This is a genomic window from Anaerobacillus alkaliphilus (assembly GCF_004116265.1).
In the GTDB taxonomy this organism is placed as follows: Bacteria; Bacillota; Bacilli; order Bacillales; family Anaerobacillaceae; genus Anaerobacillus; species Anaerobacillus alkaliphilus.
Genome location: NZ_QOUX01000046.1, coordinates 952,199 through 976,459, shown reverse-complemented (window position 1 = coordinate 976,459; position 24,261 = coordinate 952,199). Strand labels below are relative to the sequence as shown.

Sequence of the window (24,261 nt, the reverse complement as noted above, 5' to 3'; positions counted from 1 at the left end):
AGCTATGGGGAAAAAGATTTACTTAATAAGACATTGTGCAGCAGAGGGGCAGGCTTCCGAAGCAAAACTCACGAAAGAAGGTGAAATTCAAGCAGAGGAACTGGCTCAGTTTTTTAAGGATATGCGGGTAGATCGTATCATTTCAAGTCCGTTTCAAAGAGCTCTACAAACGATTCAACCATTGGCAGCAATACGTGACATTCAGATTGAAATGGACGATAGATTAGCTGAGAGAATTTTAAGTTCAGAGAATTTGGTGGACTGGCAGAGTAAGCTAATGGAAACTTTTAGCGATCTAGATCTTACATTTCCAGGTGGAGAGTCTAGCCGTGATGCGATTAAACGTATAGTAAGTGTTGTTGAAGATATTTTTCTTAGTGAAGAGGAAAACACCATTATTGTTACACATGGAAATCTATTAAGCTTGTTTTTACATCATATTGATGAAACTTTTGGCTTTGATGAATGGAAAGCTTTAAGCAATCCCGACGTTTTCTTAGTAAGGGAAGGGGAGGTAGAAATTCAACGATTATGTGGCGATAAAATGCAGGCTTATTGGTAGAAAATTTGTTTTCTGGACATGGACTTCATTCTTGCGGACGTACGTTCCGTTATTTTGGCAAAAAACGCACTTTTCAAAAATAAGAGGACACACGTTCCGCTATTCTGCTAAAAATCGCTGTTTTTTCACGATTTTACTTAAATAGGGAAGGTATGTCCTCCAAATTCAAAAAAGAGCCTTTTTTGAAAAAATAACGGAACCTCTGTCCGATTGGAAGGGCTTGTCCTTATTTTGTTTCTGCTAGTAATTCTTCGTAAGGCGTTAAGTCAATTTTTTTGGCTTTCAGTAGCTTAACTGCGCGATCCTGCATTGCTCCTGGTGAAGCAGTAATATACCCTTTAATAACATCATCTTTTGTGATGGTGTCACCTTCAGCTACGGCAATAATCTTCTTTTCGATTCCTTTTCGTGCCATAGGTCGAGCAAAAATGGGAATAGGTTTTAATAGCTCCTCCAACAATTCTTTTGCTTCTGTATTCCATTCCATTCAAATCAATCCCTTTCATTTATGTAAAAAACTAAATCGTATGTAGAAAATCATATACTTCTAACATCATTATTGCAATGAGGTCTTATATCACTAAAATAAGTTTTGTTAAATAACACCAATTTTATACATGTACTGAGACTAAAAAAGATAGACAATTGCTAATAGCCTTTATCTATCTTTTTATTGTCTATAGTCCCTCATCTTCAAATCTTTTTAGGTCATTATTATGACCGATAACTATTAAAATATCATTTTCAAAAATTTCGTGAGTAGGTGGTGGTGAGATGATAACTTCTTCTCCGCGTTTAATACCGAGAATTGTACATCCATATTTTGCACGAATATCTAACTTTGCAATCGTTTGGTAGGATACTTTTCGGCTTGCGATGAGTTCTACAATACTGAATTCTGGAGATAATTCAATATAATCAATGATTTTTTCCGAGACTAAATAATGGGCAATTCGAACTCCCATATCATGTTCTGGATGAATAATGCGATCAGCACCAATTTTTTCGACAACCTTGTGGTGGTATTGGTTTTGAGCTTTCACCCAAACTTGTTTTACATTTAGTTCTTTAAGTAAAAGTGTACAAAGGATACTCGCTTGGATATTATCACCGATAGCGACAATGACATGCTCAAAGTTACGTATTCCTAGTGATTGTAACGCGTTTTCGTCAGTGGCATTAGCAACAACTGCATGCGTGGAATACCGGGAAAAGTTGTTAACTCTATCTTCGTTCGTATCTATTGCTAAAACCTCATGCCCCATTTGATATAGCTCTCTGCAAACGCTGCCGCCGAAACGACCTAAGCCGATAACGGCAAATTGCTTTTTCATGTTGTAAGACCCCTTTAATTAATTATCAAATAAAAAGGCTCTTTTCGTAAACATTGTTGCATTTTACCCTAAAATAATCGGGAAAAATACCCTAGATGAGGATATCAGCCAATAAATTTTGTAAGAAAAGAGCAATACTTACTAAATTAGTTGTGAATTCTTAGTATTTTGTGTAAAAATCCGGCTTTTGGGATTTTTACGAAAGCAACAAACTTTGCGAAAACAGCCAATAAAAAAGATCATTACAAAGAATGATCATTACCTATCTCTTAGATCTTACTCTTTTAAATGCTTACGAGATAGCTTCCGGATTAGGGACTAAAGAGTAACCTTTGCCCTATGTGCGAGTTGGAAAAAATGTTTCCCCGCTCAATAAGTAACTTAGCTTTTTTGATTTTGCAATGTAAATTTACTCCTGAAACAGGTAAAAGTCAATGTCTTTTTAAATAATACTTTTTATCCGAATATTCTAAAATAGCTAAACGGAAACTGGTCTGTCATGAGAAAAATTATGTACAAATCTATGGAAAAATGACCGAAAGACTCTTCCATTTTTATACTATTTGGACTATTCTAAAAGAGCAAGACTAACATCGGGTTGGTAAGGGGTGAGATAAACATGTATGATGTTGAAGGATTGCTATTAAATGTGCTAGTTTTAGTTTTTTTTCTATTATTTGTTCCATTAGTAATGTTGAGAAACAGAAAGTCAGCTACTCGTCATTATAAAAAGAAAATCTTTATCGTATCTTCTAGTTTAGCAATTATGACATGTATTACGTTCCCCATCGATTATAGCGATGGTTTCTTTTACGATTTACGTTTTGTTGCGCAAATCATTGGCAGTTTATATGGTGGGTTGCCTGCAAGTGTTATTTTATGGGTCATTACTGTTGGTTACCGGGGTATTTTTGGTGGTCTAGGTGTATACTCAACGCTCATTGTTTCAACTACGATATTGTTTTTAACCGTCCTATTTAGACAAAAATTCTTCTTCGCCTCAAAAAAGAAAAAGGTTACGATGGGAGCTTGTTTTTCCATCATTACCAGTAGTGTAGTAATCCTAAATACAATGTTTTTATTTAATCTACCAGTGATCAACTCTGCAGATGTGGCACATTTTATTTTACAGTTGTGTTCAATTGTAAGCTTAATTTACATAATGGAAGTGGCACGAGAAACTACCTTTATTAACAAAAGAATTATCAAAGCCGAAAAAATGGAGGTAGTGAGTCATTTAGCTTCCTCAATATCCCACGAAGTAAGAAATCCCCTTGCAGTAGTTAGAGGATTTCTTCAAATGATGCAAGAGACAGACTTACCTATTGAAAAAAGAAAAGAATTTCTGAAGATCTCAATTGATGAAATTGATAGAGCAAATGATATTATTAGAAATTACTTAACATTTGCTAAGCCCTCACCAGAAAATGTTGAAATTCTTAATATTAAACAAGAGCTTGAACGAGCCATTGAAATTATTAAACCGTTAGCTAATATGAATTGTGTGGAAATTGCAACCAATATTCACCAATCCTATGTGAAAGGAGAATCTCAACTTCTTCAACAGTGTTTATTAAATATTACTAAGAATTGTATAGAAGCAATGCCTAATAGCGGAGTCCTACATGTTCGTACAGAAGAAAAGCATGATCAACTACTAATTGAGATTGTTGATAGCGGAACAGGTATGACTGAAGAGCAATTATCAAGACTTGGTGAGCCTTATTTCACTACAAAGGGAAGAGATGGGACAGGTCTTGGTATGATGGCGGCTATCAAGATTATTGAACTTATGAACGGGAAAATCCAAATACATAGTAAAATAAACGTAGGAACCAACTTTGAAATTTCTCTTCCTCGCGTTTCTATTGTTAACGAGCAAATAGCGGCAACTACAGAAGAATAAGAGTAAGAGGATAAGAGGAACAATTCTTATCCTTTATTACTTTTTTGCTGAAAGGAACTGTGTAAAAAAAGAGTTTTCATCCATAATTTCAAAGCGAAAATTTTGATTTCTTAGGTCCTCGATAATCTCTACTAATGCTTCTGGCGTGGTAGTTTTTGGTTTGCTATCATGGAATAAAATCACCAATTCATTTTTTCCGTTTGTACTATCTACCACTTGTTCAATAATTTCCTTTTTTGACCTATTATTAGAAAGTGAATCTTGAGAATCGACATTCCAGTCCGTATGAAGATAACCTAATTCTGTCATCATTCCTACAATTTCGTTCATAATATCTTTTCCACCATAGCGTTGACTAATTGAGTTGTTAGATCCACCTGGAAATCTCATTAATTTTGGTGCAAAACCAATGGTCTCAATCAAGAGACTTTCTAGTTTTCTGAAGTCTTCTAAAAAGGCTTCTTTTGATTTGTAGATGATACTGTAATCATGTGAATAGGTGTGATTCCCAATAGCATGACCTTCGTCTACAATTCTTTTATATAGAGACTTTTCATAATCGCCACGTTTGCCATTAACAAAAAAAGTAGCCTTAATTCCTTCAATTTTCAATAAGTCTAGAATTATTTCTGTATTTTTTGAGGGTCCGTCATCAAATGTAAGGAAAGCAATCTTCTCATCACTTACATTACCAAAGTAAGTAGGCCCAGCGAAAAAGGATCGTTTCACTACTGGAGGCTCATTTATGACGATGCCTTCAATTTCTTTTGTAACAAAGCGGATACTCTTCTCAGAAGAAATCTCCTTTTTAAACATGTATTTCGTGCCAATTGTTTCACTAAATTGAACTGGATTTCTATCGAATACATATTCTTTCTTTTCATTATGTTCCCTAGCATATGTATCCAATGCTTGAAAAGTAATGAGCGAAAAATGGATCATTAATAGAATAAGAGGTATTAAGTATTTCAAACAAATTCCCCTTCCACTGCAAAGAGATAAAGTAGTCTTACTTAACCTTTATGAGTGTAAGTGCTTGTCCCATAACTACTTTTAAGGTATAAAAAAATAAATTTATAAAGAGAAATAACTAAAGCTTTTTTCTTCATAGGCCACTATAATTTTAAAAGAAAGATCTATTATGGAAAGTTGAGGAATTTTTATGGGTATATCATTAGTAGTAATCGACAGGAGTAATTGGGAAGACGCCATTCAGCTATCAGTAGCAGAAGAGCAAAAATCTTATATTGCATCTAATCTGTATTCTATTGCTGAAGTTCAATTTTTAGAGACTTTTCAGGTTATGGCGGTTTATCTAGCCGATACGATGGTAGGCTTCACGATGTTTGGTATTGATCCTGATGATAATAATTTTTGGATTTATCGATTAATGATAGATCAGAAGTATCAAGGGAAAGGTATTGGGAGACAAGCCATTCAACTCATTATCGAGGAAATACATAAACAGAATATAGATAACATTCCGTTCATAATGATTGGGTACCATCCGAATAATTTATTAGCAAAAAAGGCTTATCAAAAAGCAGGGTTTATTGAAACTGAGTTAGCTCCCTGGGGGGAACAACTTGCCATGTATCAGCTTTAAGGCTTAGGCTCCTAAGTAGTTACTACGTTTTTTATTATTAATCTCGTAAAACGGGTTATACTTGATGTATAATAATTTAGTAAATGCCGTAACTACAATGAGTAGTTGCTTAAACCATACTTGATTTGAATTGAAAGAGAGTGAGACATAATGGGTCGTAAATGGAACAATATTAAAGAAAAAAAAGCGTCAAAAGATGCAAACACTTCTCGTATATACGCCAAGTTTGGACGCTTAATCTATGTGGCTGCTAAGCAAGGTGAACCTAATCCAGAGTCAAACCAAGCTCTAAAGGTTGTTCTTGAACGTGCAAAGACGTATAGTGTACCTAGAAACATCATTGATCGTGCGATAGAAAAGGCAAAAGGAAGTTCAGATGAAACTTATACTGAATTACGTTACGAAGGTTTTGGACCAAACGGATCAATGATTATTGTTGACACGTTAACAAACAACGTTAATCGTACTGCTGCAGAAGTACGAGCTGCTTTTAGTAAAAATGGTGGGAATATGGGTGTAAATGGCTCTGTTTCTTATATGTTTGATGCTACTGCGGTTTTCGGTATTGAAGGTAAGAATTCAGAAGAGGTGCTTGAGCTTTTAATGGAAGCAGACTTAGATGTTCGTGATATTTTAGAAGAAGAAGATTCTGTCATTGTATATGCAGAGCCTGATCAATTTCATGCAGTTCAGGAAGCATTTAAAGAGGCTGGAGTTACTGAATTTACAGTCGCAGAACTTACGATGATCGCGCAAAATGATGTAACACTTCCTGAAGATGCACAAGTGAAGTTTGAAAAGATCATTGATACATTAGAGGATTTAGAGGATGTTCAACAAGTGTACCATAATGTTGATTTAGGTGAATAAGTAATTAATAAATGCAGACCTCTAGTAGGTCTGTTTTTTCAAGGGAATGAGTTGAAAAAAGTTACTGTAGGAAAACGGACAATGGAGGTTACCTATGCTTCATCATGTTGAAATTTATGTTTCAAATTTACCCAAATCTCTAAGGTTTTGGGGTTGGTTATTAGAAGAACTAGGTTATGAGGTTTATCAACAGTGGGAGAAGGGACAAAGTTGGAAGTATGAAGGCACCTATATTGTCTTTGTTCAAACTGAGGAACGTTTTTTGGATGTTGAGTATCATCGTTGTCGCGTTGGTTTAAATCATTTGGCGTTTCATGGAAAATCAAAAGAGCATGTGGACCTGATTACCAAGAAACTTAGAGGAATGGGTGAGAAAATCCTTTATGATGATAAACATCCTTATGCTGGTGGTAAAGATTACTACGCTGTTTTCTTTGAGGACCCAGATCGAATTAAAGTGGAGATAGTAGCTCCTTAAATCTTTAGCAGGGTTAGAGGTCAACTTGTACTAAATTTCCTTGGTGAAGGGGATTATCAAAGACTACAAAAAAGATGGTGGTTCATTTTATTTGAACCCCATCTTTTTTACTCTATTGAAAAGGTAACCAATTCACTTTCCAAATACCTTTTTCATTTAAGGTTAATCCAAAGCTTAATCCTGGTTCTAAAAGGATTGAAATGCTGGCATAACCATCTTCGTTATTAATAACTTCATGGAATTCACCATGAAGTATCTTTTCTTCAATAAACTGGCGGCGCTCGCTATCACTTTGACTTTCAATGGCCTCCACGAAATCTTCAAGTGTAGGGAAAGCTCTTAGATATTCGTCTGTAATAAAGAAAGAGTATTGTGTTTCGTAGTCTTCTAGGTATTCTGCATAATAATAGAATTTAAAAATATCTAGTGGACGTATTCCACGTAGCACTTCTTCGTCTTTGCTGTTTGCATATTGAGTAAAGATAGCTAGTAGGTCTTCAGTTAGAAAAATAGACTCTGACTTTTCAGTGCTTCCATAGGTATCGGAGGCAGTATCCTCAGTCTTATATAACCTTGTTTCGACTCCAGATCGAGCGGTTTCTGGCATACTAGACTCGTGTTGTGAGAAATGTAAATTTTCCATAAGGAGATTACCAGTAAAGAAAACCCCGATCAATAGTAGACATGCAGTTAGTAAATTAGGAATTAAGCTTTTCGAATAACGATGATTATTTTTAGTTTGACTTATTTTTCTACGAATCCGTATTTTATCTTCATCCGTAAAAACTTGTTTTGTTGACAAAAACTCATCAAATTGATCTTTTAGTTGATTTAAATCTTTATTCAATCGTCTCACCTCTAGTTCCCATGTAAAGGGTGTGTAGTTTTTCTCTTGCACGCTTTAGTCTAGTTTTAACTGTACCTTGGTTTATTCCTGTAACAACTGAAATTTCTTCGACAGAGAACTCCTTATAATAAAACAAGAGAATTACTTCCCGGTATTTAATTGGTAGTGACATGACTTTGTCCATTAAAAAATTGTCGTCATCTTTTTGAATAGCTTCAACCTCAGGTGTTCTATTGTCCGCCTTTGTAAAGGAGATAACCTTTTCAAATAATTGCATGTTTTTAAAATGCCAGCTTTTTTTAAAATCTTTACATCTATTTATGGCAATCGAGTAGATCCAAGTACGAATTGCTGATTTTCCTGTAAATTGGTCAAGCTTCATATAAATCTGAACAAATACATCTTGAGTTAAGTCATCAGCTTGGGCCCAATTCTTTGTGTAGGTGTAAATTAAACGTTTTATTTCTTCCCCGTATTGTGTCATAAGTTGCTCAATAGCATCATCCTTGTCCATGCTACTGAACTTGTGATCACAACTAACATTTTCCTTATGCGCTTGCAAGTAAGTTCCCGCCTCTCTTATTTACCTTTAATTATAAGACGACGCTCGCCAAACATCGGTTTCAAATTGATTGTTTAAAAATTGTTATCAAATCTTTAAAAAAAAATACAAGTATTAAGGGAGCGCTAGACTCCGACCTTTATTACTTGTATTTTTCGTCATGAGGGATTTTATGTTTTTTATTGATTACCTCATAAAATAAATTACCATCAACATCTGGACTTTGATTTTGAAGTTGCACCATATGCGCCATTAGTTTCTTAAATTCCCTTACAGTTAAAGGTCTTGCATCAGGTATTAATTCATAGCCGAGCTGTCCGTTAGCTTCAATTGTTGCGTTTTTTACATCTGAGATATTGGAAACACCGTTTTGTCGTAGTTGCATCTCTATCTTATCAATCGTCAAACGCATTTTACGTAAATTTTCTAAGTTAATCTGGCCATTTTCAATAACACTTTTTGCTTTACCTGTAAATAACTTTTCCAAGCCATTAAAATGAACTTGCAAATACTCAACAATGATAAGAACTCCAATAAAAATACCAATTGAAATAATTGTTTTCGTTACACTATCCTCGATGATTGGTTGAACAATAATCGAACCAATTGAAATCATGATAACTGTTGTTGTAACAGTCATCTGTGCAATTGATTTTCTTCCAGAAACCCTCAAAAAGAGAAAGCCTACTAAAACTAATAATATCGATTCCCAAATAAAATCTAACTCCATAAAACCACCTCATAAAAACATTGTATTATTAGTATTGTTATCAATAAATCTATCTGTATGTATATAAAAAAAAGAGCTTGCATTTGCAAGCTCTAATCCTGTGATGTTAACTCCAAAATGGTACCTGTATGACCATCAACGATAAAATCAAATTGATAAAAATCTCCTTCAATCGTACAAGATACACCGCCACGATACACCGTATAATCTAAAAGATTTTTTTCATAACTTTCTGGGATCATGTGAATCCAAGATCCTTCGACTACGCCTTGTTTATTTAGTTTCTGCTTCACAACTCGTAATGCTTTTTCAGGTGAAATGAGTTCCTTTGTAAGTTGATCTTTGAGGACCGCACCTACAACAAAACCGATCCCTGCTCCTAATAAAAATCGCTTAAAGCTCATAATTATGTCACCTCTTTCTAAATGTTAACGCTTTATTTATTATAGTTAATTTTTCCTTTATAATAAATAAAACTAAGTAAATTTTAAAAATAACTACACAACTTAGTATAACTAATTTTACCATAAAAACAAAATCAACAAAAAAATGAGGGGTATGGGTGGAAAGGTTCTGAAACTTTCGTTAAAATAGAACTGTACATAATATTACGGTATCCGAAGGGAGTATAAAATGAATCAAGAAACATTACAACTGTTTAAAACGTTAACCGAACTTCAAGGGGCTCCAGGGTTTGAACATCAGGTTCGTAAATTTGTTCGTAGCGAATTAGAAAAGTATAGTGATGAAATTATTCAAGATCGTCTAGGAAGTATCTTCGGAGTCAAGCGTGGTGACGAAAACGGACCTAAGGTAATGGTTGCAGGTCATATGGATGAAGTTGGATTCATGGTAACATCAATTTCAGATAAAGGTCTCATTCGTTTCCAAACTCTAGGAGGTTGGTGGAGCCAAGTATTACTTGCACAGCGTATGCAAGTTATGACTGACAATGGTCCGGTCATCGGGGTAGTTGGTTCAATTCCGCCGCATTTATTAGACGAAGCTAAACGTAGTAAACCAATGGAAATTAAAAATATGTTTATTGACATTGGTGCTGACGACAAAGCGGATGCAGAGAAAATCGGAATTAAACCAGGCCAGCAAATTGTCCCAATTTGTCCATTCACACCAATGGCGAATGAAAAGAAAATATTGGCAAAAGCATGGGATAACCGTTACGGTTGTGGGCTTGCAATTGAGTTACTAAAAGAATTAAAAGATGTAAACACCCCAAATATCTTATTCTCTGGTGCTACGGTCCAAGAAGAAGTAGGTTTAAGAGGAGCTCAAACAGCTGCTAACATGATCGAGCCTGATATTTTTTATGCACTAGATGCTAGTCCAGCCAATGATGCAACTGGAGACAAAGACTCTTTTGGACATCTAGGAAAAGGTGCTTTACTTCGTATCTATGATCGAACAATGGTTACTCATCGAGGAATCCGTGAATTTATTCTAGATACAGCAGAGACAAATAACATTCCTTACCAGTATTTTATCTCCCAAGGTGGTACAGATGCAGGGAAGGTTCACATTTCTGGAAATGGAGTTCCGTCAGCAGTGATTGGTATTTGTTCTCGTTACATTCATACTTCAGCCTCAATTATCCATGTTGATGATTACGCGGCAGCTAAAGAACTGTTAGTGAAACTTGTAAGAACAACTGATAAAACTACTGTTGAAACTATTAGAAACAATGGTTAAAATATTTTTATAGATGGTATTATACATCTAGTACAAACCCACATAGTAAAATTGCGGAACAGACTCGGAAACAAGCCGAGTCTGTTTTTTAAATAAAAATATCGAACAAATGGGAGGTTTAGATGAGAGTAGCAATTGGTTCAAAAAACCCTACAAAGGTTGCTGCAGTAGAGGGTGTCCTAGGAAGTTCATTTGAGATCGTAGCGTTGGACGTGCCTTCAGAAGTAAGCGAGCAACCGTTCGGAGATGAAGAAACAATTAGAGGAGCCGTTAATCGTGCAAAGGCTTGTTTAAAATCAGTAAATGTTGATTTTGCGATCGGTCTTGAAGGTGGAGTGACTGAAACTGAATATGGGTTAATGGTTATTAATTGGGGAGCGCTCGTAGATTACAAAGGGAACGTATTTATCGCTAGTGGTGCTAGAGCAGTTCTTCCAGGTGAAGTTTCAGCTGAGATCAATCATGGCAAAACATTAGGGCAAGCAATGGATGTGTACACCAAGAGAAACGGTGTAAGTAAAAAGGAAGGTGCAATGGGGATTATTACAAATGGGCGATTGAATAGAGATGAAATGTTCGCTCATGTTATTAAAGTGCTTATTGGTCAATATGACTTTCATAACGCGGTGAACGTAAAATAATAGCTAGGCTTGAATAAATTCAAGCCTAGCTATTATTTATATACTAAGTCATAAACTTCATCAGTAAATTTTTCAGGAAGATCATCAAAAATTACTTTTCCTTCTTTTAAGGCAATAATTCTAGTGGCATATTGTTTAGCCAATACGACATCATGTACATTGATAACCGTAAGTAAGTCATACTCATTATGAAGAGACTGTAGCAATGAGAAAATACGGTTAGCTGTACCAGGATCAAGACTAGCAACAGGCTCATCTCCTAAAAATACTTTGGGATTTTGAAGTAACGCACGAGCGATCGCTACTCGTTGTTTCTGCCCACCACTTAGCGCTTCTACGCGTTTGTCTTTATGTCCGACTAAGTCAACATGTTCTATCATGCTGATTGCCAACTTTTTTTCCTCTTGTGAAAAAATTCCGAACAAATTCTTCCAAGGTGAACGCTTTCCAAACATCCCGGTTAATACATTTTGAAAGACACTAAGACGGGGGATAAGGTTGAAATGCTGAAAAATCATTCCCATTTCTACACGAACTTTTCTAAGTTGTCCCTCTTTTAGGCGAGAAAGGTCTTTGTCATTCCAAATGACTGCCCCTGTAGTTGGACGCTGTAATCCATTTAAACAACGAATAAATGTTGATTTTCCAGCGCCACTCTTTCCAAGAATACAGATGAATTCTCCTTTTTGAAAAGAAATGTTGATGTTTGAAAGGGCATGTTCCTTGGCTTTTGGGTATTTTACATATAGTTCGTTTACTTGTAACATTTCAATCACCTCAAATAACCCTTTCTCGAATTTTTCCACCGATAAAATCTACAACGATGACTAACACAATGATGACGAAAATATCCATGGCTACCGACTTGTATTGGAAGGTTTGAAAATGATTAAACAGTTGTTGCCCTATTCCACCAGCGCCGATAAAGCCTAAGATTAATGATGTTCGGATAGCAACTTCAAAACGGTAAAAAAAATGACTAAGAACATTTGGCCATATTTGCGGAAGAATTGAAAATAAAACAGCAATCCATCTTGTAGCACCAACCGATTTCATAGCTTCTTGTGGTCCGATTTCTGCTGATTCAATAAGCTCAGAGATTAACTTTCCTAGCACCCCAATATTATGTAACATGATAGCGAGCACGGCTGGGAAAGGACCTAGTCCAAGCGAAACAACAAAAATTAAGCCAAATACAATTTCAGGGATAGAGCGAAGTCCACTGAGCATCGAACGGTTAAACCAACAAAATAGTGGGTGTCGACTCGTATTCCTTGCAGCCATAAAACTAAGTGGAATAGCAAAAATTAATGCAAAAACAGTTCCCAAAAAAGCCATAGCCAGAGTTACAAACGATGCATCGATTAGCCTTGGCAGAATTGTCCAGTTTGGAGGGAAAAACTGATCTCTAATAAAATAAAACATATTAGGAACATTTTTAAACTTTTCAAATTGAAATTGTGTAAGTTCCATACTATACCATATGAGTAATGCAAAAATAATTCCGAAAAAAATGTATCTAGGTTTAAACCAGACCATAGATTGTTCTCCCCTAATGTTAAAATAGTTGAATAGCTTTAAACTCAAAATTCGAGTGTAACTGAATGAATTTCATATTTACCTTAATGGCGATCCAATGAATGATGAAATTCAGTGAACAATAAAGTTAAAAGAGGAACGCCAAAGCGCTCCTCTTCAGTATAACACTTCATAGGTTTTACTTCCTATTTTCCACCTAAATCATCATCCATCCTACCATCTATAATCGCCGCATTACGAATTGCATCGTAATCCTCATTTGTTGCTGTTGTAAAAGCAGTCGCACCAAAAGCATTTAATATATCTTCATCTGTAATACTAACAAATGCTTCTTGAAGTGCAGTAATCGTCGCTGTATCCATGTTAGGTTTTACAGCCCATGGATATTGGAAAATTCTTTCTGATTTCCAAACGATTTTAAAATCATCTGCATTAAGTTTTCCAGAGCGAATTTGCGCTTCAAAAATAGCACTGTCAATAGCTCCTACAAGAACACTACCATTTAGAACTGATTGTGCTGTAATATCATGACTACCAGTATAAGTTACTTGTGCAAAGTCATGATCATCTTCAGAACGGAAAACACCTCGTTCTTTCAACTCAACACCGGGAATTAAAGAACCTGATGTAGAAGAAGGACTTCCGAAAGCTAAGCTAACATTTTCTTTGTCCTCCAATAATTCGTCAAGTGTTTCCCAAGGTGCATCAGCCTTTGTAATAAAATAAGAATGATAGTAAGGCTCTCCATTTACAAGCTGTGTAATAATGGCTTGAGCTCCACTGCGTTCATGTGCTATTACATATGTTAGTGGACCAAAGTAAGCCATATCGATATGTCCGTAGTTTAAAGCTTCAACAACACCGTTATAGGCTGGATAATGGTCAATTTTTACCGGTCTCCCTAGTTTTTCCTCTAATTCTGCTTGAAGTTTATCCATAGCAGTTTCCATTTCACCTTCAGATTGCGAAGGAATAAGACCAATTACTAGCTCGCTAGTTTCTTCAGTAGCTTCTGATCCCTCTGTTAGCGTGCCTTCTTTTGTTTTCTCTTTGCTTTCTTCTGTTTGACCGCCACATGCTGCGATAACTAGAATGAGAGCCAAAAGCATCATCAGTAAACCCTTTTTCATCTCTTTCTCCACCTCAATAATTAATAGTAATTTGTATAATAACAAATTATTATTAACTTACCATAATTATTATATGAAATCTAATATTTATTGTTGGGAATTAAAAGTATTTTTTCTAAAAAATACTCTGGTACAGCTGAAAATTGAATAGTATCAATGCTTGTCACCTATTCCTAGGTGATGTATGATTATAGTAAATAAGTGCAAATCCGTTTAAATCATATAGAGAAAAGTTTATAGAAATCACCAGAGGAGGTGAAGGAATGAAACTAAAGTTCGTTATAAACAAATTAATGCTTTTATTAGTTATAGTTCTTATCACTGGTTGTAGTGTAAGCAAAGAACAAGCGATTGAATTAGCGAAAGCATCATTTGAAGTTGGAGTGTCGGAAGAAGCAAAAGAGCAAAATCAAACAACCGATTTATTTAGCTATTATCTTCCTGCAGATTTACAAGTGGAAGAAATAACAGAGAATAACTTAATTTTATCGAAAGGTGACCAGTTATTCTTAATCTTCTCTAATCCAGCAGAAGGCTCGCTTAGTCAAGTAAACTTTGAACAAGATAAGTTAGTAGAAGAAAAAGCAATACTAATAGAAAAACAAGAGATAGACGGTTTATTTAGTTATATTATAGTTTCTCCTTTTGAGGATGGTAAATATAAAGTAATCGTAGGTATAGGTGGCGAAAAAGGGACAACCGTTACAGAAATCGGGGATTTTAAGAACAGTGTGGATACGTTGTTAGATATTATTAAGTCAATTAAATATTAGGAATAGGATGTCTTAGCCAAGTTGGTATAGACATCCTCTTTTTTATTATAGCTGTATATACATTTAACTTGTCATATGTAAATTAATTAAATAAGATAGAATGGTAAATAATGATTGTAATATTAATTAGGAAGGTGTGTTCACTTGCGAAGTTTTTTACATAAAAAAGGTGTAGACCTATCATTAAGGACCTATTTTGTTACAGCTTTAAGTTTTATGGCATTGGGGCTTTTTTCCTCTCTAATCATTGGTTTAATTATCCGTACAGCTGGACAGCAAATTTGGTTTTTAGAGCAATGGTTTGTACCGATGGGACAATTGGCTATGGATTTAATGGGTCCAGCAATTGGAGTAGCGGTAGCTTTTGGTTTAAACGCACCAAGGCTTGTTCTATTTCCTGCGGTTGTAGTAGGCTCAGCCGGTGCAATACTTGGAGGACCAGCTGGTGCATTCGTTGCTACTGTTTTAGCTACTGAAATTGGGAAGTTAGTTTCTAAAGAGACGAAATTAGACATCATTGTTACACCGTTTGTAACGATTTTTACTGGTTATGTCGTAGCAAACACAATTGGTCCTGTAATTTCTAGAGGTATTGAAGAGTTTGGTGCATTAATTATGTGGTCAGTAGATCTTCAACCGCTTCTAATGGGCATTTTGGTTGCTCTTTTTATGGGCTTAGCATTAACGGCACCGATATCAAGTGCAGCGATTGCGTTTATGCTTGGGTTAGAGGGAATAGCTGCGGGGGCTGCAACAGTAGGTTGTGCTGCACAAATGATTGGCTTTGCAACTAGTAGTTATCGTGAAAATGGTTTCTCAGGCTTTATTGCCCAAGGGATTGGAACATCTATGCTTCAAGTACCTAATATTGTAAAGAATCCATTTATTTTAATTCCGCCTACCGTCGCCGGAATGGTTCTTGCACCGTTTGCAACGATTTTTTTTCAAATGGTTAATAATCCTGCGGGTGCTGGAATGGGAACAAGTGGTTTTGTAGGGCAGATTATGACTTTTACCGTTATGGGCTTTACTGGCGACGTCTTTATGAAAGTTTTCCTACTGCATTTTGTGGGTCCAGCTGTGATAAGCTTAATTTTGTCAGAGATCCTAAGAAAAGTTGGTCTAATAAAATTTGGAGATATGAAGATCGATCAATAATTTTGGTGATGAAAAATAAAAGAGATGGTGGGGGAAATTAATGAAAGTACTAGAGTCCAAAGATATGTATAAGAGTCAACTACAAACAGGTCTTTCTGTCGTGATGTTCTCAGCAAACTGGTGCCCAGATTGTGTCGTAATTCAACCTGTATTACCAGAAATTGAAGAAAAATTTTCACAATTTACTTTCTATTATGCGGATCGAGATAAGCTGATTGACTTATGCGTAGAATTAGAGGTATTTGGAATTCCAAGTTTTATCGCATATCACAATGGCGAAGAAATTGATCGCTTTGTTAGTAAGGATCGTAAAACGAAAGAGGAAATTGAGAAATTTTTGCAAGACACTTTTGATAAGTTATCAAAATAAAGTTGAGAAGCAGGTAGTCACTTGGGTGACTACTTTTTTATATAGAAGCATTATTTTTTGATCAAGATGTATAACATGTTAAAATGATAAGGTGAATTAGAAAAGGAGGCTTATTTTATGAAGCCATTAGAGATAAAACGAGAATTAGAAAAACGATTGCAGCAACCACAACGTCGAATTTCCTATGATAGAGATGAACAAAAATTAAGAATAGATGATATCAATGTGAACAAAGGTGTTACCCTTTCTATCTCAAAATTAGCGGCAAAATGGTCGGAGAAAAAAGAAACTGCCATTGATGAGGCGGTTCACTATGTTGAATCTGCATTACAAGCAATGGCTACACCATTTACATTAAAGGGCAATGAGAAGGCCATTTTTCCGGTTCTTCGGTCAACTTCTTTTACGACACTTTCGGGAGATGGAAAAGAGTTATTATTTGAGGAACATACTGCCGAAACTAGAGTCTATTATGCAATAGATCGTGGAACAACCTTTACTTTATTGACTAGAGAAATAGTTGAAAGTGAGCAGCTTGATCCAGCCAAAATTAAGGAAATGGCGATGTTTAATCTTCGTTCACTTAAAACAGAAGCCAAGAAAGATGTTGTTGCAGGGAATACTTACTACTTTATAAATACCAATGACGGTTATGATGCAAGTAAGATTTTAAATGAACAACTATTAAAACAATATGCCAAAACAGCAGAAGGTGAACTCGCCCTTGCAGTTCCGCACCAAGACGTATTAATTATTGCAGATATTGTTAATGAAACTGGTTATGACGTGCTTGGACAAATGGTTTTCTCATTTTTCACGAATGGCAGAACTCCAATTACGGCTCTACCTTTTATTTATGAAAATGACAAGTTTGAACCAGTGTTTATCCTTGCTCAAAGAAAACCTAAACAATGATTTTAAAAATGGTGAGTGATGCTCACCATTTTTTTGTTTTTGTGATAATTCCATCAGGAAATCACACTCTAATGGAGAGGGAGGTGTAATGATGGAAAAGACAAACCCAGGAAATGATAACATGCCTGACTTCGAGAAATTATCTGATCGCGTCATAGTCGAACCTACAGATAGCCCGTTTTTAGTCATGAAAACAAACTTAGACCCAAAAGATGTCACAGAGGATAATCCATATTTTCAAATTGAAAGTAAGAAAGAAACAAAAAAGTTTAAGGAATATTTTGACCAAGAATAGCAGAAAAGAAACGAGCCCTAAATTGGGCTCGTTTTAGCTCATCTCATAAACCAGCCATTCAGATATTTTTCCGCCCATCTTGTTGTAAAGTGATTGAGCGATTAAATTGTCTTTGGCTGTTTCCCATGTCATATAAGCAAAGTCATTTTCTCTTATATAGGATAAGCTAGTTTGAAAAAGTTGTTCACCTATCTTTTCTCCTCTAGCATCCTCATTGATAAACATGTCATTTAGAATTGCAACCTTCTTCAATTGCAGTGTACTAAATGAAAAGTAGAGCGTAGCAAAACCTACTAATTTTTCTTCTTTTTCGGCTACAAACTGAATGCCACTAGAAGGCTCCATAATTAATCGGTGTATTAAAGCCTCAACATCTTCTTCTTTTGGCTCAGGTTTTTGATAAAAATCAACAATGTAGTTTTTCATTAATTGAACTAAATCTTTTGCATCCTCTTTGACTACTTGTCTAATGATAAATTGACTCATCTTGCACGTCCTATTCTTAATAAATAATGTTTAGTGGTAAATTCGCTAAAAATATTAAAAATTCCTACTAGAATGTAATTTTAGGTATTTTTTCACAATCTCCATTTGTTCCTAGAAAAAACTAGTGGTTTTTTCCTTTTTTACGTTATTATTAAACTAGCAGATAGGAAATTCATCCTTGATAAGCATAATACAATTACTTCCGCATTCATATCAGAGAAAAGGTGATTTCATGTACAAACGATTAAAAATAGCCTATAAAAAAATTCATTCTTTTTTATTCGGGCAAGAAGAGGAACATATACATACTCGTGAAGAACGAAAGAAATATTATGGGAGAATTAGGTCTGAGGCAGAAACAGAAGCAAAAATGATTCATCAGTATCCTAAGGAAGGTAAATTTCGCTTTCCGATGATTGCGGATGAACCTTCTGTTACTAAAGCAAAGCCAACAACTAACCAGGTTTTTCAGAGAAATCAAGAGCAAGTTTCTAATAAACAGAAAAAAGTAACACCATTGGAAAAATCAAAAGAGCAAAAACGAGTAAAATCTGAAGATAATGCTGAAGTTAGTCCAGTTCAGGAAAAGGTACGGAAGAAGTTTCAGGGAGTTAACTTCAAGGCGACAAATATTCCCTCACCAATATATGCGTTTGGTAAACCGCCAGGGTCGAATAGGTCAGTATTGACAGATGATGATGTTCCCAATGAAACCTTGAATATCCCAATTGAACTTGACGAAAAGATAGTAGAACTCAATCGAGATGATTTTTCTAAATTACTGATACCTATGCCTGCTATGCAGATCAATGGAGTAGAGTTTACAACTTTGACTGATGAAACTTTAGAAGCTGGCGCTGTAAATGAATTATATAGAAAAGATAACTTTATCGTCTCTGATTTGGATCATGCACGAGATAACTTAGTAGAGCAAATTGACCAAGAGGACAATGGTTTACAAGAAACGATTAATGAACTAAACCATGAACTTGAACTGCACGTTTATGAAGAGGAAGATATTTGGGACGAAAACTCCAATGAGGACGAGGGCTATAATGACTCTTTAGAAGGAATAGAACGAGTAGTAAATTCGGACAATTGCCTTCTAACACACGAGGAATATGTAACTGAAGAACCCTCTCCTACTGCAATTGAAGATTTTGAAGAACTGATGGTGCAATCGATAAATGAGACTCATGAAGAGATTGCAGCAGCATTTACTGAGGTAAGTGAAGAAACTACTGCCCAAGATAGGGAGGAGCTTGAACAATTACCGTTGAAGTTGAATATAAATAACAATGAAACTACAAAAGATGACAAGGATGTTCCAAGAAAAACAGTTGTCCCTTTTAATGTATTAATGTTTCATAAGGATCGCCTAGCACAAAAAAGAACAGAAGCAATACCTGAGAAGACGTACCAATTTCCTACTCTACAACTATTAAATATACCTCCAAGGCAGCCTGAGAACAGTCATAAGTGGCTTGATGAAAAAAAAGATACACTTGAAGTTACTTTAGCCAATTTTAATGTTCAAGCAAAGGTTGTTGGTGTAACTAGAGGGCCTTCCGTTACTCGCTTTGAAATTCAGCCAGAGCCAGGGGTGAAGGTAAGCAAGGTAACAGGGTTACAGGATGACATTAAACTTAGTTTAGCTGCAAAGGATATTCGGATGGAGGCACCTATTCCGGGTAAGAACGCAATTGGGATTGAAGTTCCTAATGATGTGAGTGATCCAGTTGTGATCAGAGAAATCTTACGTAGCTCTGAGTTTCAAAAAAGTCCATCTCCTCTAACAGTTGCGCTCGGGTTAGATATTGAAGGAAAGCCGATCGTCACTGATATTCAAAAGATGCCACATGGATTAATTGCTGGTGCTACTGGCTCGGGGAAAAGTGTCTGTATTAATTCCATTCTAGTCAGCATAATGTTTAAGGCAACTCCGGAGGAAGTAAAACTAATGCTTGTCGATCCGAAAATGGTCGAGCTCGCTCCATATAATGATATTCCACATCTGGTAACTCCAGTAATTACCGATGCTAAGCAAGCAACAATTGCACTAAAATGGGCCGTTGAAGAAATGGAACGTAGATACGAACTATTTGTTCAAAATGGCGTTAGAGATATCAAACGATATAATGAGGTTATGAAAATCGATGGTGACCCAACACCTGCAATGCCGTATATTGTCATTGTCATTGATGAGTTAGCGGATTTAATGATGGTCTCCCCTCATGATGTGGAGGAAGCCATTTGCCGTATTGCTCAAAAAGCTAGAGCTTGTGGGATCCACTTGCTTCTTGCTACTCAAAGACCATCTGTTGATGTTATTACAGGATTAATTAAAGCGAATATTCCTACACGAATTGCCTTTTCTGTGTCTTCTCAGGCTGACTCTCGAACGATTATTGACTCAGGCGGTGCCGAAAGGTTGTTAGGCAAAGGTGATATGCTGTTATTTGAAAATGGTTCGTCCAAACCTGTTCGAGTACAAGGAAACTATGTCTCAGATGAAGAAATTGATCGAGTAGTTGCATTAGTTAAAGCGCAACGAAAACCTAACTTTCTTTTTGATAAAGAAAGTCTCATTAAAAGCTATGAAACTGTAGTTGATCAAGAGGATGATTTGTTTGAAGAAGCTTGCTACTATGTTTTAGAGCAAGGTGGTGCATCTTCCTCAAGTCTACAAAGAAGATATCGGATTGGTTTTAATCGAGCTGCTCGCCTTATCGATATGATGGAGGCTAGAGGAATTATTTCTGAGGCAATGGGTTCAAAACCAAGAAATGTTCTTATCTCTGAGGAAGAGCTTTCTGATAGAATGTAAATAATCTTGTCGAAGTAGTAAGTTGTAAGTGCGATCTAAATTACTAACTTATTCTATTTTACATTCTAAACTATTACGTTTAAAATAGAATGAAATAAGGTATGTCTACAAATATTTTTACCTTGTTTTCTGTAAAAAGGTTCTATATGATTAATATGTTGGTGTTTTATTGGTAATAATTGAATAAGGGATGTAAGTGAGAAAGGCAAGTTTTTACTTTAAGTTTTTCTGTTATATGAGTCTAGCTATACCATACTTTATCATTAAGGAGTGGTCACGATGCAAGAGATTCAATTATCAAGCTTAGTAAAATCTATTTCTCCTCAATGGCTTTCCTTATTGACGGACGAAGAGCTAAACATGCTTATCGTATTAAAGCATGGATTTACCAATTTAAACGAGTCTGACGTGAAAGAAATTATTGAAGCGGCAATACTTGAGCAGCATAAAGGGATTCTTTTTCATTAAATTGTCTTTACATTGCCCGTGACAGGAGATTTGTCCGTCACGGGCATTCTAACATTTACATAAGGATTTTGCCTCGCTGAAGAGGCTCTTATATAAAGGAAAATATCGTTACACAACAAGGAGTATCGTTATGAAAGAGATCAAGTTAAAGTTAGAAGGAAAAATTAAGAGGTTAACAAATCAAACATTTAAGTTCGATGAAAGAATTAGTGAAGGTTGGTTTTCAGCTGTATACTTTCTTAAGACTAAGGAAATCGTTGAACGGTTCAAGAAAGATAATATTGTTACGATGCAATTTTTTCAAAAAACCGACGCAATCCTTTGTGGAACGGATGAAGTAATTGCACTTATTAAGACGTTTGCTAGTAATCCAAATGATTTAGAGATTTATTCATTAAAAGATGGCGATAAAATTGTTCCGTTTGAAACGGTGTTAACAATTACAGGTCCTTATCAAAACTTCGGTTATTTAGAAGGAATTATAGATGGAATTCTAGCTAGACGTACATCAGTAGCAACAAATGTATACAATGTAGTGAAAGCAGCTAGTTTATCTGGCGTGAAGAAGCCCGTAATATTTATGGGAGATCGTGATGATCACTTTACTCAACAAGCTGGAGATGGCTATGCAGCTTACATTGGAGGCTCTACTGCCCAAGCAACTCATGCCATGAATGAATGGTGGGGAAAAAAGGGTATGGGAACAATGCCACATGCCTTAATACAATTATTTGAAGGCGATGTAGTGGCAGCAACACATGCTTATAAAGAAACATTTCCAGAAGATGACCTTATGGCTCTTGTTGACTACAATAATGATGTCATCACTGATGCTCTTAAAGTTGCTCGTGAATTTGGAAATGAATTAAAAGGTGTTAGAATTGATACATCAAAAACAATGGTTGACCAATACTTTTTTAGGAATCCTGATGTACTAGGCTCGTTTGATCCTCGTGGCGCAAACCCCGAGCTTATTTTTGCCTTAAGAGAGGCTTTAGACAATGAAGGGTTTGGGCATGTGAAAATTATTGGCTCAGGTGGTTTCGATGCTAACCGTATTGAAGAGTATGAAAAAAGAGGGGTACCAGTTGATATTTATGGTGTTGGTAGCAGCTTGTTAAAAATACATATAGGCTTTACTGGAGATAATGTACGTTTAAATGGGCAACACCAAGCAAAAACAGGTCGAAAGTATCGATCAAATCCACGTCTAGAGAAAATAGACTAAAAATGAAACACAAGTTCTATGACTTGTGTTTTTTCATTTTGAAATCTGAAAAAGGGTATTCATACTTTATGAAGAATAGTTCTATATTAGAGGTGAGAGGAGTGAAAATGATGTTTCCAACATTAGAAACCGAAAGACTTATCCTAAGAGAAATTACGAATGCTGATGTAAACGGGATATATAGTTGCTTCTCCAACGAAGAGGTAACAAAATTCTATGGTCAAAATTCAATACATACAGTTGAAGAGGCAAAGCAATTCATTGAGTTTTTTGCGAAAAGTTATCAGGAACAACGTGGGATTCGATGGGGAATTGAATGTAGAGATACAAAAGAATTCTTAGGAACGATTGGCTTTAATGCTCTTTCACGGAAACATAAAAGAGCAGAGTTGGGCTACGAACTTCATCCGAGTCACTGGAGAAAAGGGTACGCAAAAGAAGCTATTCGAGCAGTTCTCACTTATGGCACGAAAGATTTAGGCTTAACACGAATTGGCGCTGTAGTATTCTTAGATAATATTGCCTCCAATAATCTGTTGGAAGGTTTAGGATTTATAAAGGAAGGTGTATTAAAGAAATATATGTATCAAAATGGTGTCGCTAATGATACCAATGTATATGGCTTTATTCCTCCTGAATAGCATTTTGTTAATTTCTACTCCAAAAGGGAAATAATATAACTAGGAAAGGGGATGTTAGGATGAATTATGTCGGTTGGTTATTTGTGTTAGCAGCCTATATTGCTGTCATCGGAATTTATATCTCATTTAGACAAATGTTGAATGTTGTTTCGAGCAAAATTCAGAATGGAGAACAAGTCGATCAATCAGGCTTCCAAAAAGAAATGGGGCATTTCTTCCTTCGAGTAGCTTTAATCGAGACTATTCCGATAATTTTTATTGTTGCAGGTTTTATTCAAATGGAAAGTGTAGCCTCTGGATCAGGTATTTATGACATTATTTTGCAACTAGGTTTAGTTCTTATTATTCTTTTCTTTGGTATTATTAATTTGTTTCGACTTAGGGGACAGATCATTAGTTTACCAGGAATTGATCAAATGAGTAGGAGTTTTGTGAATACATTAGTTTTTATTGGGTTAGGGCTGATTACTGCTATTCCAATTATATCAATCGTAGCATTGTCGTTATTGACGGCATAGTAGAAAGAAGCATTGCAAAGCAGTGCTTCTTTTTGGGGTTAATAAAAACTACTTGAAAATAGATGATAAATTATTTATAGTATTCTCAAGCTTCATAATTTGAGTTGTAATTGAGGTATCTGAATGCAATATTTGACTATACTTCTTACCATTTTACTAGGTATTTCGTTTCCACAATCCCAAACTATGATTGTGGATAAAGGCGAACTTATTCAATTAGATGAAACAATAACAGAAAACGCAATTTGTCTTTTGACAAACGAAGATAACGATAAAATCGTTAAGCAACATAAGATTTTTTCTCAGTGGGCTATAGATCAACAAGCTACCTTTAGCAGGGTTTTACTTTCATCTCCAATCTACCTATTAAAGCGACAACAATTACTGCTTGTAATTAAATATAATACTACTTATTACACCCATCTCTTTTAGGACAATTCTTAAAAGAGAGGTGAAAAACAAATGAGCAACCTTAATGAAAAGGAAAACTACGAAGCTAAGTTTTTTGTTAAAGAGTCATTAAATGGCTTATTAATTGGCTTAGTTTTGATGGTATTTGTATTTGCTTTCGTTCATTTTGTATTAGGTATTAAAGCTTTTTCATAATTTAGAGGCTACCCTTGGGTAGCCTTTCTACTTTCCAATTTAAAAGAAATAACGGATAATATAA

The 24,261-nt window shown here is 35.5% G+C and carries 30 protein-coding genes; 19 read left to right on the top strand and 11 right to left on the bottom strand.

Annotated elements, in window-relative coordinates; genetic code table 11:
• The first annotated feature begins 4 nt into the window (after positions 1 to 4).
• Positions 5 to 562, top strand: coding sequence for a histidine phosphatase family protein (locus tag DS745_RS19950; protein ID WP_129079966.1), 558 nt, complete (start codon positions 5 to 7; stop codon positions 560 to 562).
• A 226-nt stretch (positions 563 to 788) separates the two neighbouring features.
• On the opposite strand, the gene DS745_RS19945 is transcribed toward DS745_RS19950, so the two are convergent.
• A complete protein-coding gene (locus DS745_RS19945) occupies positions 789 to 1,049 on the bottom strand; it encodes a DUF2621 family protein (protein WP_129079965.1) in 261 nt (86 codons plus the stop codon).
• A 190-nt stretch (positions 1,050 to 1,239) separates the two neighbouring features.
• The gene (locus DS745_RS19940; protein WP_129079964.1) at positions 1,240 to 1,896 is read right to left on the bottom strand and encodes a potassium channel family protein; all 657 of its coding nucleotides are present in this window, start codon (positions 1,894 to 1,896) and stop codon (positions 1,240 to 1,242) included.
• Between the two features lie 619 nt (positions 1,897 to 2,515).
• Between DS745_RS19940 and DS745_RS19935 the strand changes: the two genes are divergently transcribed.
• Entirely contained in the window at positions 2,516 to 3,802 is a 1,287-nt protein-coding gene (locus tag DS745_RS19935; RefSeq protein ID WP_129079963.1) for a sensor histidine kinase, read from the top strand.
• A gap of 36 nt (positions 3,803 to 3,838) precedes the next feature.
• On the opposite strand, the gene DS745_RS19930 is transcribed toward DS745_RS19935, so the two are convergent.
• The gene (locus DS745_RS19930; RefSeq protein ID WP_129079962.1) at positions 3,839 to 4,774 is read right to left on the bottom strand and encodes a polysaccharide deacetylase family protein; all 936 of its coding nucleotides are present in this window, start codon (positions 4,772 to 4,774) and stop codon (positions 3,839 to 3,841) included.
• Positions 4,775 to 4,964: 190 nt separating this feature from the next.
• Between DS745_RS19930 and DS745_RS19925 the strand changes: the two genes are divergently transcribed.
• The 3 genes from DS745_RS19925 to DS745_RS19915 all read left to right on the top strand — a co-directional run bounded on the left by DS745_RS19925 (position 4,965) and on the right by DS745_RS19915 (position 6,756).
• Positions 4,965 to 5,408 carry a GNAT family N-acetyltransferase gene (locus DS745_RS19925; protein ID WP_129079961.1) on the top strand — a complete coding sequence of 148 codons (444 nt, stop codon included), beginning with the start codon at positions 4,965 to 4,967 and terminating at the stop codon, positions 5,406 to 5,408.
• 150 nt (positions 5,409 to 5,558) lie between these two features.
• Complete coding sequence (locus tag DS745_RS19920) at positions 5,559 to 6,278, top strand: YebC/PmpR family DNA-binding transcriptional regulator (protein WP_129079960.1); 720 nt, start codon at positions 5,559 to 5,561, stop codon at positions 6,276 to 6,278.
• A 94-nt stretch (positions 6,279 to 6,372) separates the two neighbouring features.
• Positions 6,373 to 6,756, top strand: coding sequence for a VOC family protein (locus tag DS745_RS19915; RefSeq protein ID WP_129079959.1), 384 nt, complete (start codon positions 6,373 to 6,375; stop codon positions 6,754 to 6,756).
• Positions 6,757 to 6,868: 112 nt separating this feature from the next.
• Here DS745_RS19915 and DS745_RS19910 read toward each other — a convergent pair whose 3' ends face one another.
• The 4 genes from DS745_RS19910 to DS745_RS19895 all read right to left on the bottom strand — a co-directional run bounded on the left by DS745_RS19910 (position 6,869) and on the right by DS745_RS19895 (position 9,299).
• Positions 6,869 to 7,603, bottom strand: a complete 735-nt coding sequence (locus DS745_RS19910) for a hypothetical protein (protein ID WP_129079958.1) — start codon at positions 7,601 to 7,603, stop codon at positions 6,869 to 6,871.
• On the bottom strand, positions 7,596 to 8,165 hold the full coding sequence (locus DS745_RS19905; protein ID WP_129079957.1) for a sigma-70 family RNA polymerase sigma factor: 570 nt from the start codon (positions 8,163 to 8,165) through the stop codon (positions 7,596 to 7,598). Before DS745_RS19905 ends, DS745_RS19910 begins: the two co-directional genes overlap by 8 nt.
• A 142-nt stretch (positions 8,166 to 8,307) precedes the next feature.
• Positions 8,308 to 8,895, bottom strand: coding sequence for a DUF421 domain-containing protein (locus DS745_RS19900; protein WP_129079956.1), 588 nt, complete (start codon positions 8,893 to 8,895; stop codon positions 8,308 to 8,310).
• Positions 8,896 to 8,987: 92 nt separating this feature from the next.
• Entirely contained in the window at positions 8,988 to 9,299 is a 312-nt protein-coding gene (locus DS745_RS19895; protein ID WP_129079955.1) for a PepSY domain-containing protein, read from the bottom strand.
• 229 nt (positions 9,300 to 9,528) lie between these two features.
• On the opposite strand from DS745_RS19895, the gene DS745_RS19890 reads away from it, so the two are divergent.
• On the top strand, positions 9,529 to 10,602 hold the full coding sequence (locus tag DS745_RS19890; RefSeq protein ID WP_129079954.1) for a M42 family metallopeptidase: 1,074 nt from the start codon (positions 9,529 to 9,531) through the stop codon (positions 10,600 to 10,602).
• 122 nt (positions 10,603 to 10,724) lie between these two features.
• Positions 10,725 to 11,243 (top strand): DUF84 family protein, encoded by a 519-nt coding sequence (locus DS745_RS19885; RefSeq protein ID WP_129079953.1) that lies wholly within the window; start codon positions 10,725 to 10,727, stop codon positions 11,241 to 11,243.
• Between the two features lie 32 nt (positions 11,244 to 11,275).
• On the opposite strand, the gene phnC is transcribed toward DS745_RS19885, so the two are convergent.
• The 3 genes from phnC to phnD all read right to left on the bottom strand — a co-directional run bounded on the left by phnC (position 11,276) and on the right by phnD (position 13,912).
• Positions 11,276 to 12,010: a phosphonate ABC transporter ATP-binding protein gene (phnC, locus tag DS745_RS19880; protein WP_129079952.1), complete on the bottom strand. Its 735-nt coding sequence runs from the start codon at positions 12,008 to 12,010 to the stop codon at positions 11,276 to 11,278.
• Positions 12,011 to 12,020: 10 nt separating this feature from the next.
• A complete protein-coding gene (gene phnE, locus DS745_RS19875; RefSeq protein WP_129079951.1) occupies positions 12,021 to 12,782 on the bottom strand; it encodes a phosphonate ABC transporter, permease protein PhnE in 762 nt (253 codons plus the stop codon).
• 185 nt (positions 12,783 to 12,967) lie between these two features.
• Entirely contained in the window at positions 12,968 to 13,912 is a 945-nt protein-coding gene (phnD, locus tag DS745_RS19870; protein ID WP_129079950.1) for a phosphate/phosphite/phosphonate ABC transporter substrate-binding protein, read from the bottom strand.
• A 263-nt stretch (positions 13,913 to 14,175) separates the two neighbouring features.
• Here phnD and DS745_RS19865 point away from each other — a divergent pair, with 263 nt between their 5' ends.
• The 5 genes from DS745_RS19865 (at position 14,176) to DS745_RS19845 (ending at position 17,423) form a co-directional block, all read left to right on the top strand.
• A complete protein-coding gene (locus tag DS745_RS19865; protein WP_129079949.1) occupies positions 14,176 to 14,685 on the top strand; it encodes a hypothetical protein in 510 nt (169 codons plus the stop codon).
• Between the two features lie 144 nt (positions 14,686 to 14,829).
• A complete protein-coding gene (locus tag DS745_RS19860) occupies positions 14,830 to 15,843 on the top strand; it encodes a PTS sugar transporter subunit IIC (RefSeq protein ID WP_129079948.1) in 1,014 nt (337 codons plus the stop codon).
• 40 nt (positions 15,844 to 15,883) lie between these two features.
• Positions 15,884 to 16,213 carry a thioredoxin family protein gene (locus DS745_RS19855; protein WP_129079947.1) on the top strand — a complete coding sequence of 110 codons (330 nt, stop codon included), beginning with the start codon at positions 15,884 to 15,886 and terminating at the stop codon, positions 16,211 to 16,213.
• 117 nt (positions 16,214 to 16,330) lie between these two features.
• Positions 16,331 to 17,128, top strand: a complete 798-nt coding sequence (locus DS745_RS19850) for a DUF1444 domain-containing protein (protein ID WP_129079946.1) — start codon at positions 16,331 to 16,333, stop codon at positions 17,126 to 17,128.
• A 91-nt stretch (positions 17,129 to 17,219) separates the two neighbouring features.
• Positions 17,220 to 17,423, top strand: coding sequence for a hypothetical protein (locus DS745_RS19845; protein ID WP_129079945.1), 204 nt, complete (start codon positions 17,220 to 17,222; stop codon positions 17,421 to 17,423).
• A 33-nt stretch (positions 17,424 to 17,456) separates the two neighbouring features.
• On the opposite strand, the gene DS745_RS19840 is transcribed toward DS745_RS19845, so the two are convergent.
• A complete protein-coding gene (locus DS745_RS19840) occupies positions 17,457 to 17,909 on the bottom strand; it encodes a GNAT family N-acetyltransferase (protein WP_129079944.1) in 453 nt (150 codons plus the stop codon).
• A gap of 232 nt (positions 17,910 to 18,141) precedes the next feature.
• Between DS745_RS19840 and DS745_RS19835 the strand changes: the two genes are divergently transcribed.
• The 7 genes from DS745_RS19835 to DS745_RS24965 all read left to right on the top strand — a co-directional run bounded on the left by DS745_RS19835 (position 18,142) and on the right by DS745_RS24965 (position 24,197).
• Positions 18,142 to 20,736, top strand: coding sequence for a DNA translocase FtsK (locus tag DS745_RS19835; RefSeq protein ID WP_129079943.1), 2,595 nt, complete (start codon positions 18,142 to 18,144; stop codon positions 20,734 to 20,736).
• 279 nt (positions 20,737 to 21,015) lie between these two features.
• Positions 21,016 to 21,204, top strand: coding sequence for a hypothetical protein (locus tag DS745_RS19830; protein ID WP_129079942.1), 189 nt, complete (start codon positions 21,016 to 21,018; stop codon positions 21,202 to 21,204).
• Between the two features lie 130 nt (positions 21,205 to 21,334).
• Positions 21,335 to 22,432, top strand: a complete 1,098-nt coding sequence (locus DS745_RS19825) for a nicotinate phosphoribosyltransferase (protein ID WP_129079941.1) — start codon at positions 21,335 to 21,337, stop codon at positions 22,430 to 22,432.
• Between the two features lie 110 nt (positions 22,433 to 22,542).
• A complete protein-coding gene (locus tag DS745_RS19820) occupies positions 22,543 to 23,073 on the top strand; it encodes a GNAT family N-acetyltransferase (RefSeq protein WP_129080110.1) in 531 nt (176 codons plus the stop codon).
• 59 nt (positions 23,074 to 23,132) lie between these two features.
• A complete protein-coding gene (locus DS745_RS19815; protein ID WP_129079940.1) occupies positions 23,133 to 23,591 on the top strand; it encodes a hypothetical protein in 459 nt (152 codons plus the stop codon).
• Between the two features lie 123 nt (positions 23,592 to 23,714).
• On the top strand, positions 23,715 to 24,023 hold the full coding sequence (locus DS745_RS19810) for a hypothetical protein (protein WP_129079939.1): 309 nt from the start codon (positions 23,715 to 23,717) through the stop codon (positions 24,021 to 24,023).
• 30 nt (positions 24,024 to 24,053) lie between these two features.
• The gene (locus tag DS745_RS24965; protein ID WP_196121286.1) at positions 24,054 to 24,197 is read left to right on the top strand and encodes a hypothetical protein; all 144 of its coding nucleotides are present in this window, start codon (positions 24,054 to 24,056) and stop codon (positions 24,195 to 24,197) included.
• The last annotated feature ends 64 nt before the right edge of the window (positions 24,198 to 24,261 follow it).

Bases quoted from the DNA above. Each gene is read 5' to 3' on its own strand.
- DS745_RS19950 (WP_129079966.1), top strand. From the start codon at position 5: ATGGGGAAAAAGATTTACTTAATAAGACATTGTGCAGCAGAGGGGCAG.
- DS745_RS19945 (WP_129079965.1), bottom strand. From the start codon at position 1,049: ATGGAATGGAATACAGAAGCAAAAGAATTGTTGGAGGAGCTATTAAAA.
- DS745_RS19940 (WP_129079964.1), bottom strand. From the start codon at position 1,896: ATGAAAAAGCAATTTGCCGTTATCGGCTTAGGTCGTTTCGGCGGCAGC.
- DS745_RS19935 (WP_129079963.1), top strand. From the start codon at position 2,516: ATGTATGATGTTGAAGGATTGCTATTAAATGTGCTAGTTTTAGTTTTT.
- DS745_RS19925 (WP_129079961.1), top strand. From the start codon at position 4,965: ATGGGTATATCATTAGTAGTAATCGACAGGAGTAATTGGGAAGACGCC.
- DS745_RS19920 (WP_129079960.1), top strand. From the start codon at position 5,559: ATGGGTCGTAAATGGAACAATATTAAAGAAAAAAAAGCGTCAAAAGAT.
- DS745_RS19915 (WP_129079959.1), top strand. From the start codon at position 6,373: ATGCTTCATCATGTTGAAATTTATGTTTCAAATTTACCCAAATCTCTA.
- DS745_RS19900 (WP_129079956.1), bottom strand. From the start codon at position 8,895: ATGGAGTTAGATTTTATTTGGGAATCGATATTATTAGTTTTAGTAGGC.
- DS745_RS19895 (WP_129079955.1), bottom strand. From the start codon at position 9,299: ATGAGCTTTAAGCGATTTTTATTAGGAGCAGGGATCGGTTTTGTTGTA.
- DS745_RS19890 (WP_129079954.1), top strand. From the start codon at position 9,529: ATGAATCAAGAAACATTACAACTGTTTAAAACGTTAACCGAACTTCAA.
- DS745_RS19885 (WP_129079953.1), top strand. From the start codon at position 10,725: ATGAGAGTAGCAATTGGTTCAAAAAACCCTACAAAGGTTGCTGCAGTA.
- phnC (WP_129079952.1), bottom strand. From the start codon at position 12,010: ATGTTACAAGTAAACGAACTATATGTAAAATACCCAAAAGCCAAGGAA.
- phnE (WP_129079951.1), bottom strand. From the start codon at position 12,782: ATGGTCTGGTTTAAACCTAGATACATTTTTTTCGGAATTATTTTTGCA.
- phnD (WP_129079950.1), bottom strand. From the start codon at position 13,912: ATGAAAAAGGGTTTACTGATGATGCTTTTGGCTCTCATTCTAGTTATC.
- DS745_RS19865 (WP_129079949.1), top strand. From the start codon at position 14,176: ATGAAACTAAAGTTCGTTATAAACAAATTAATGCTTTTATTAGTTATA.
- DS745_RS19855 (WP_129079947.1), top strand. From the start codon at position 15,884: ATGAAAGTACTAGAGTCCAAAGATATGTATAAGAGTCAACTACAAACA.
- DS745_RS19850 (WP_129079946.1), top strand. From the start codon at position 16,331: ATGAAGCCATTAGAGATAAAACGAGAATTAGAAAAACGATTGCAGCAA.
- DS745_RS19845 (WP_129079945.1), top strand. From the start codon at position 17,220: ATGGAAAAGACAAACCCAGGAAATGATAACATGCCTGACTTCGAGAAA.
- DS745_RS19840 (WP_129079944.1), bottom strand. From the start codon at position 17,909: ATGAGTCAATTTATCATTAGACAAGTAGTCAAAGAGGATGCAAAAGAT.
- DS745_RS19835 (WP_129079943.1), top strand. From the start codon at position 18,142: ATGTACAAACGATTAAAAATAGCCTATAAAAAAATTCATTCTTTTTTA.
- DS745_RS19830 (WP_129079942.1), top strand. From the start codon at position 21,016: ATGCAAGAGATTCAATTATCAAGCTTAGTAAAATCTATTTCTCCTCAA.
- DS745_RS19825 (WP_129079941.1), top strand. From the start codon at position 21,335: ATGAAAGAGATCAAGTTAAAGTTAGAAGGAAAAATTAAGAGGTTAACA.
- DS745_RS19820 (WP_129080110.1), top strand. From the start codon at position 22,543: ATGTTTCCAACATTAGAAACCGAAAGACTTATCCTAAGAGAAATTACG.
- DS745_RS19815 (WP_129079940.1), top strand. From the start codon at position 23,133: ATGAATTATGTCGGTTGGTTATTTGTGTTAGCAGCCTATATTGCTGTC.
- DS745_RS19810 (WP_129079939.1), top strand. From the start codon at position 23,715: ATGCAATATTTGACTATACTTCTTACCATTTTACTAGGTATTTCGTTT.
- DS745_RS24965 (WP_196121286.1), top strand. From the start codon at position 24,054: ATGAGCAACCTTAATGAAAAGGAAAACTACGAAGCTAAGTTTTTTGTT.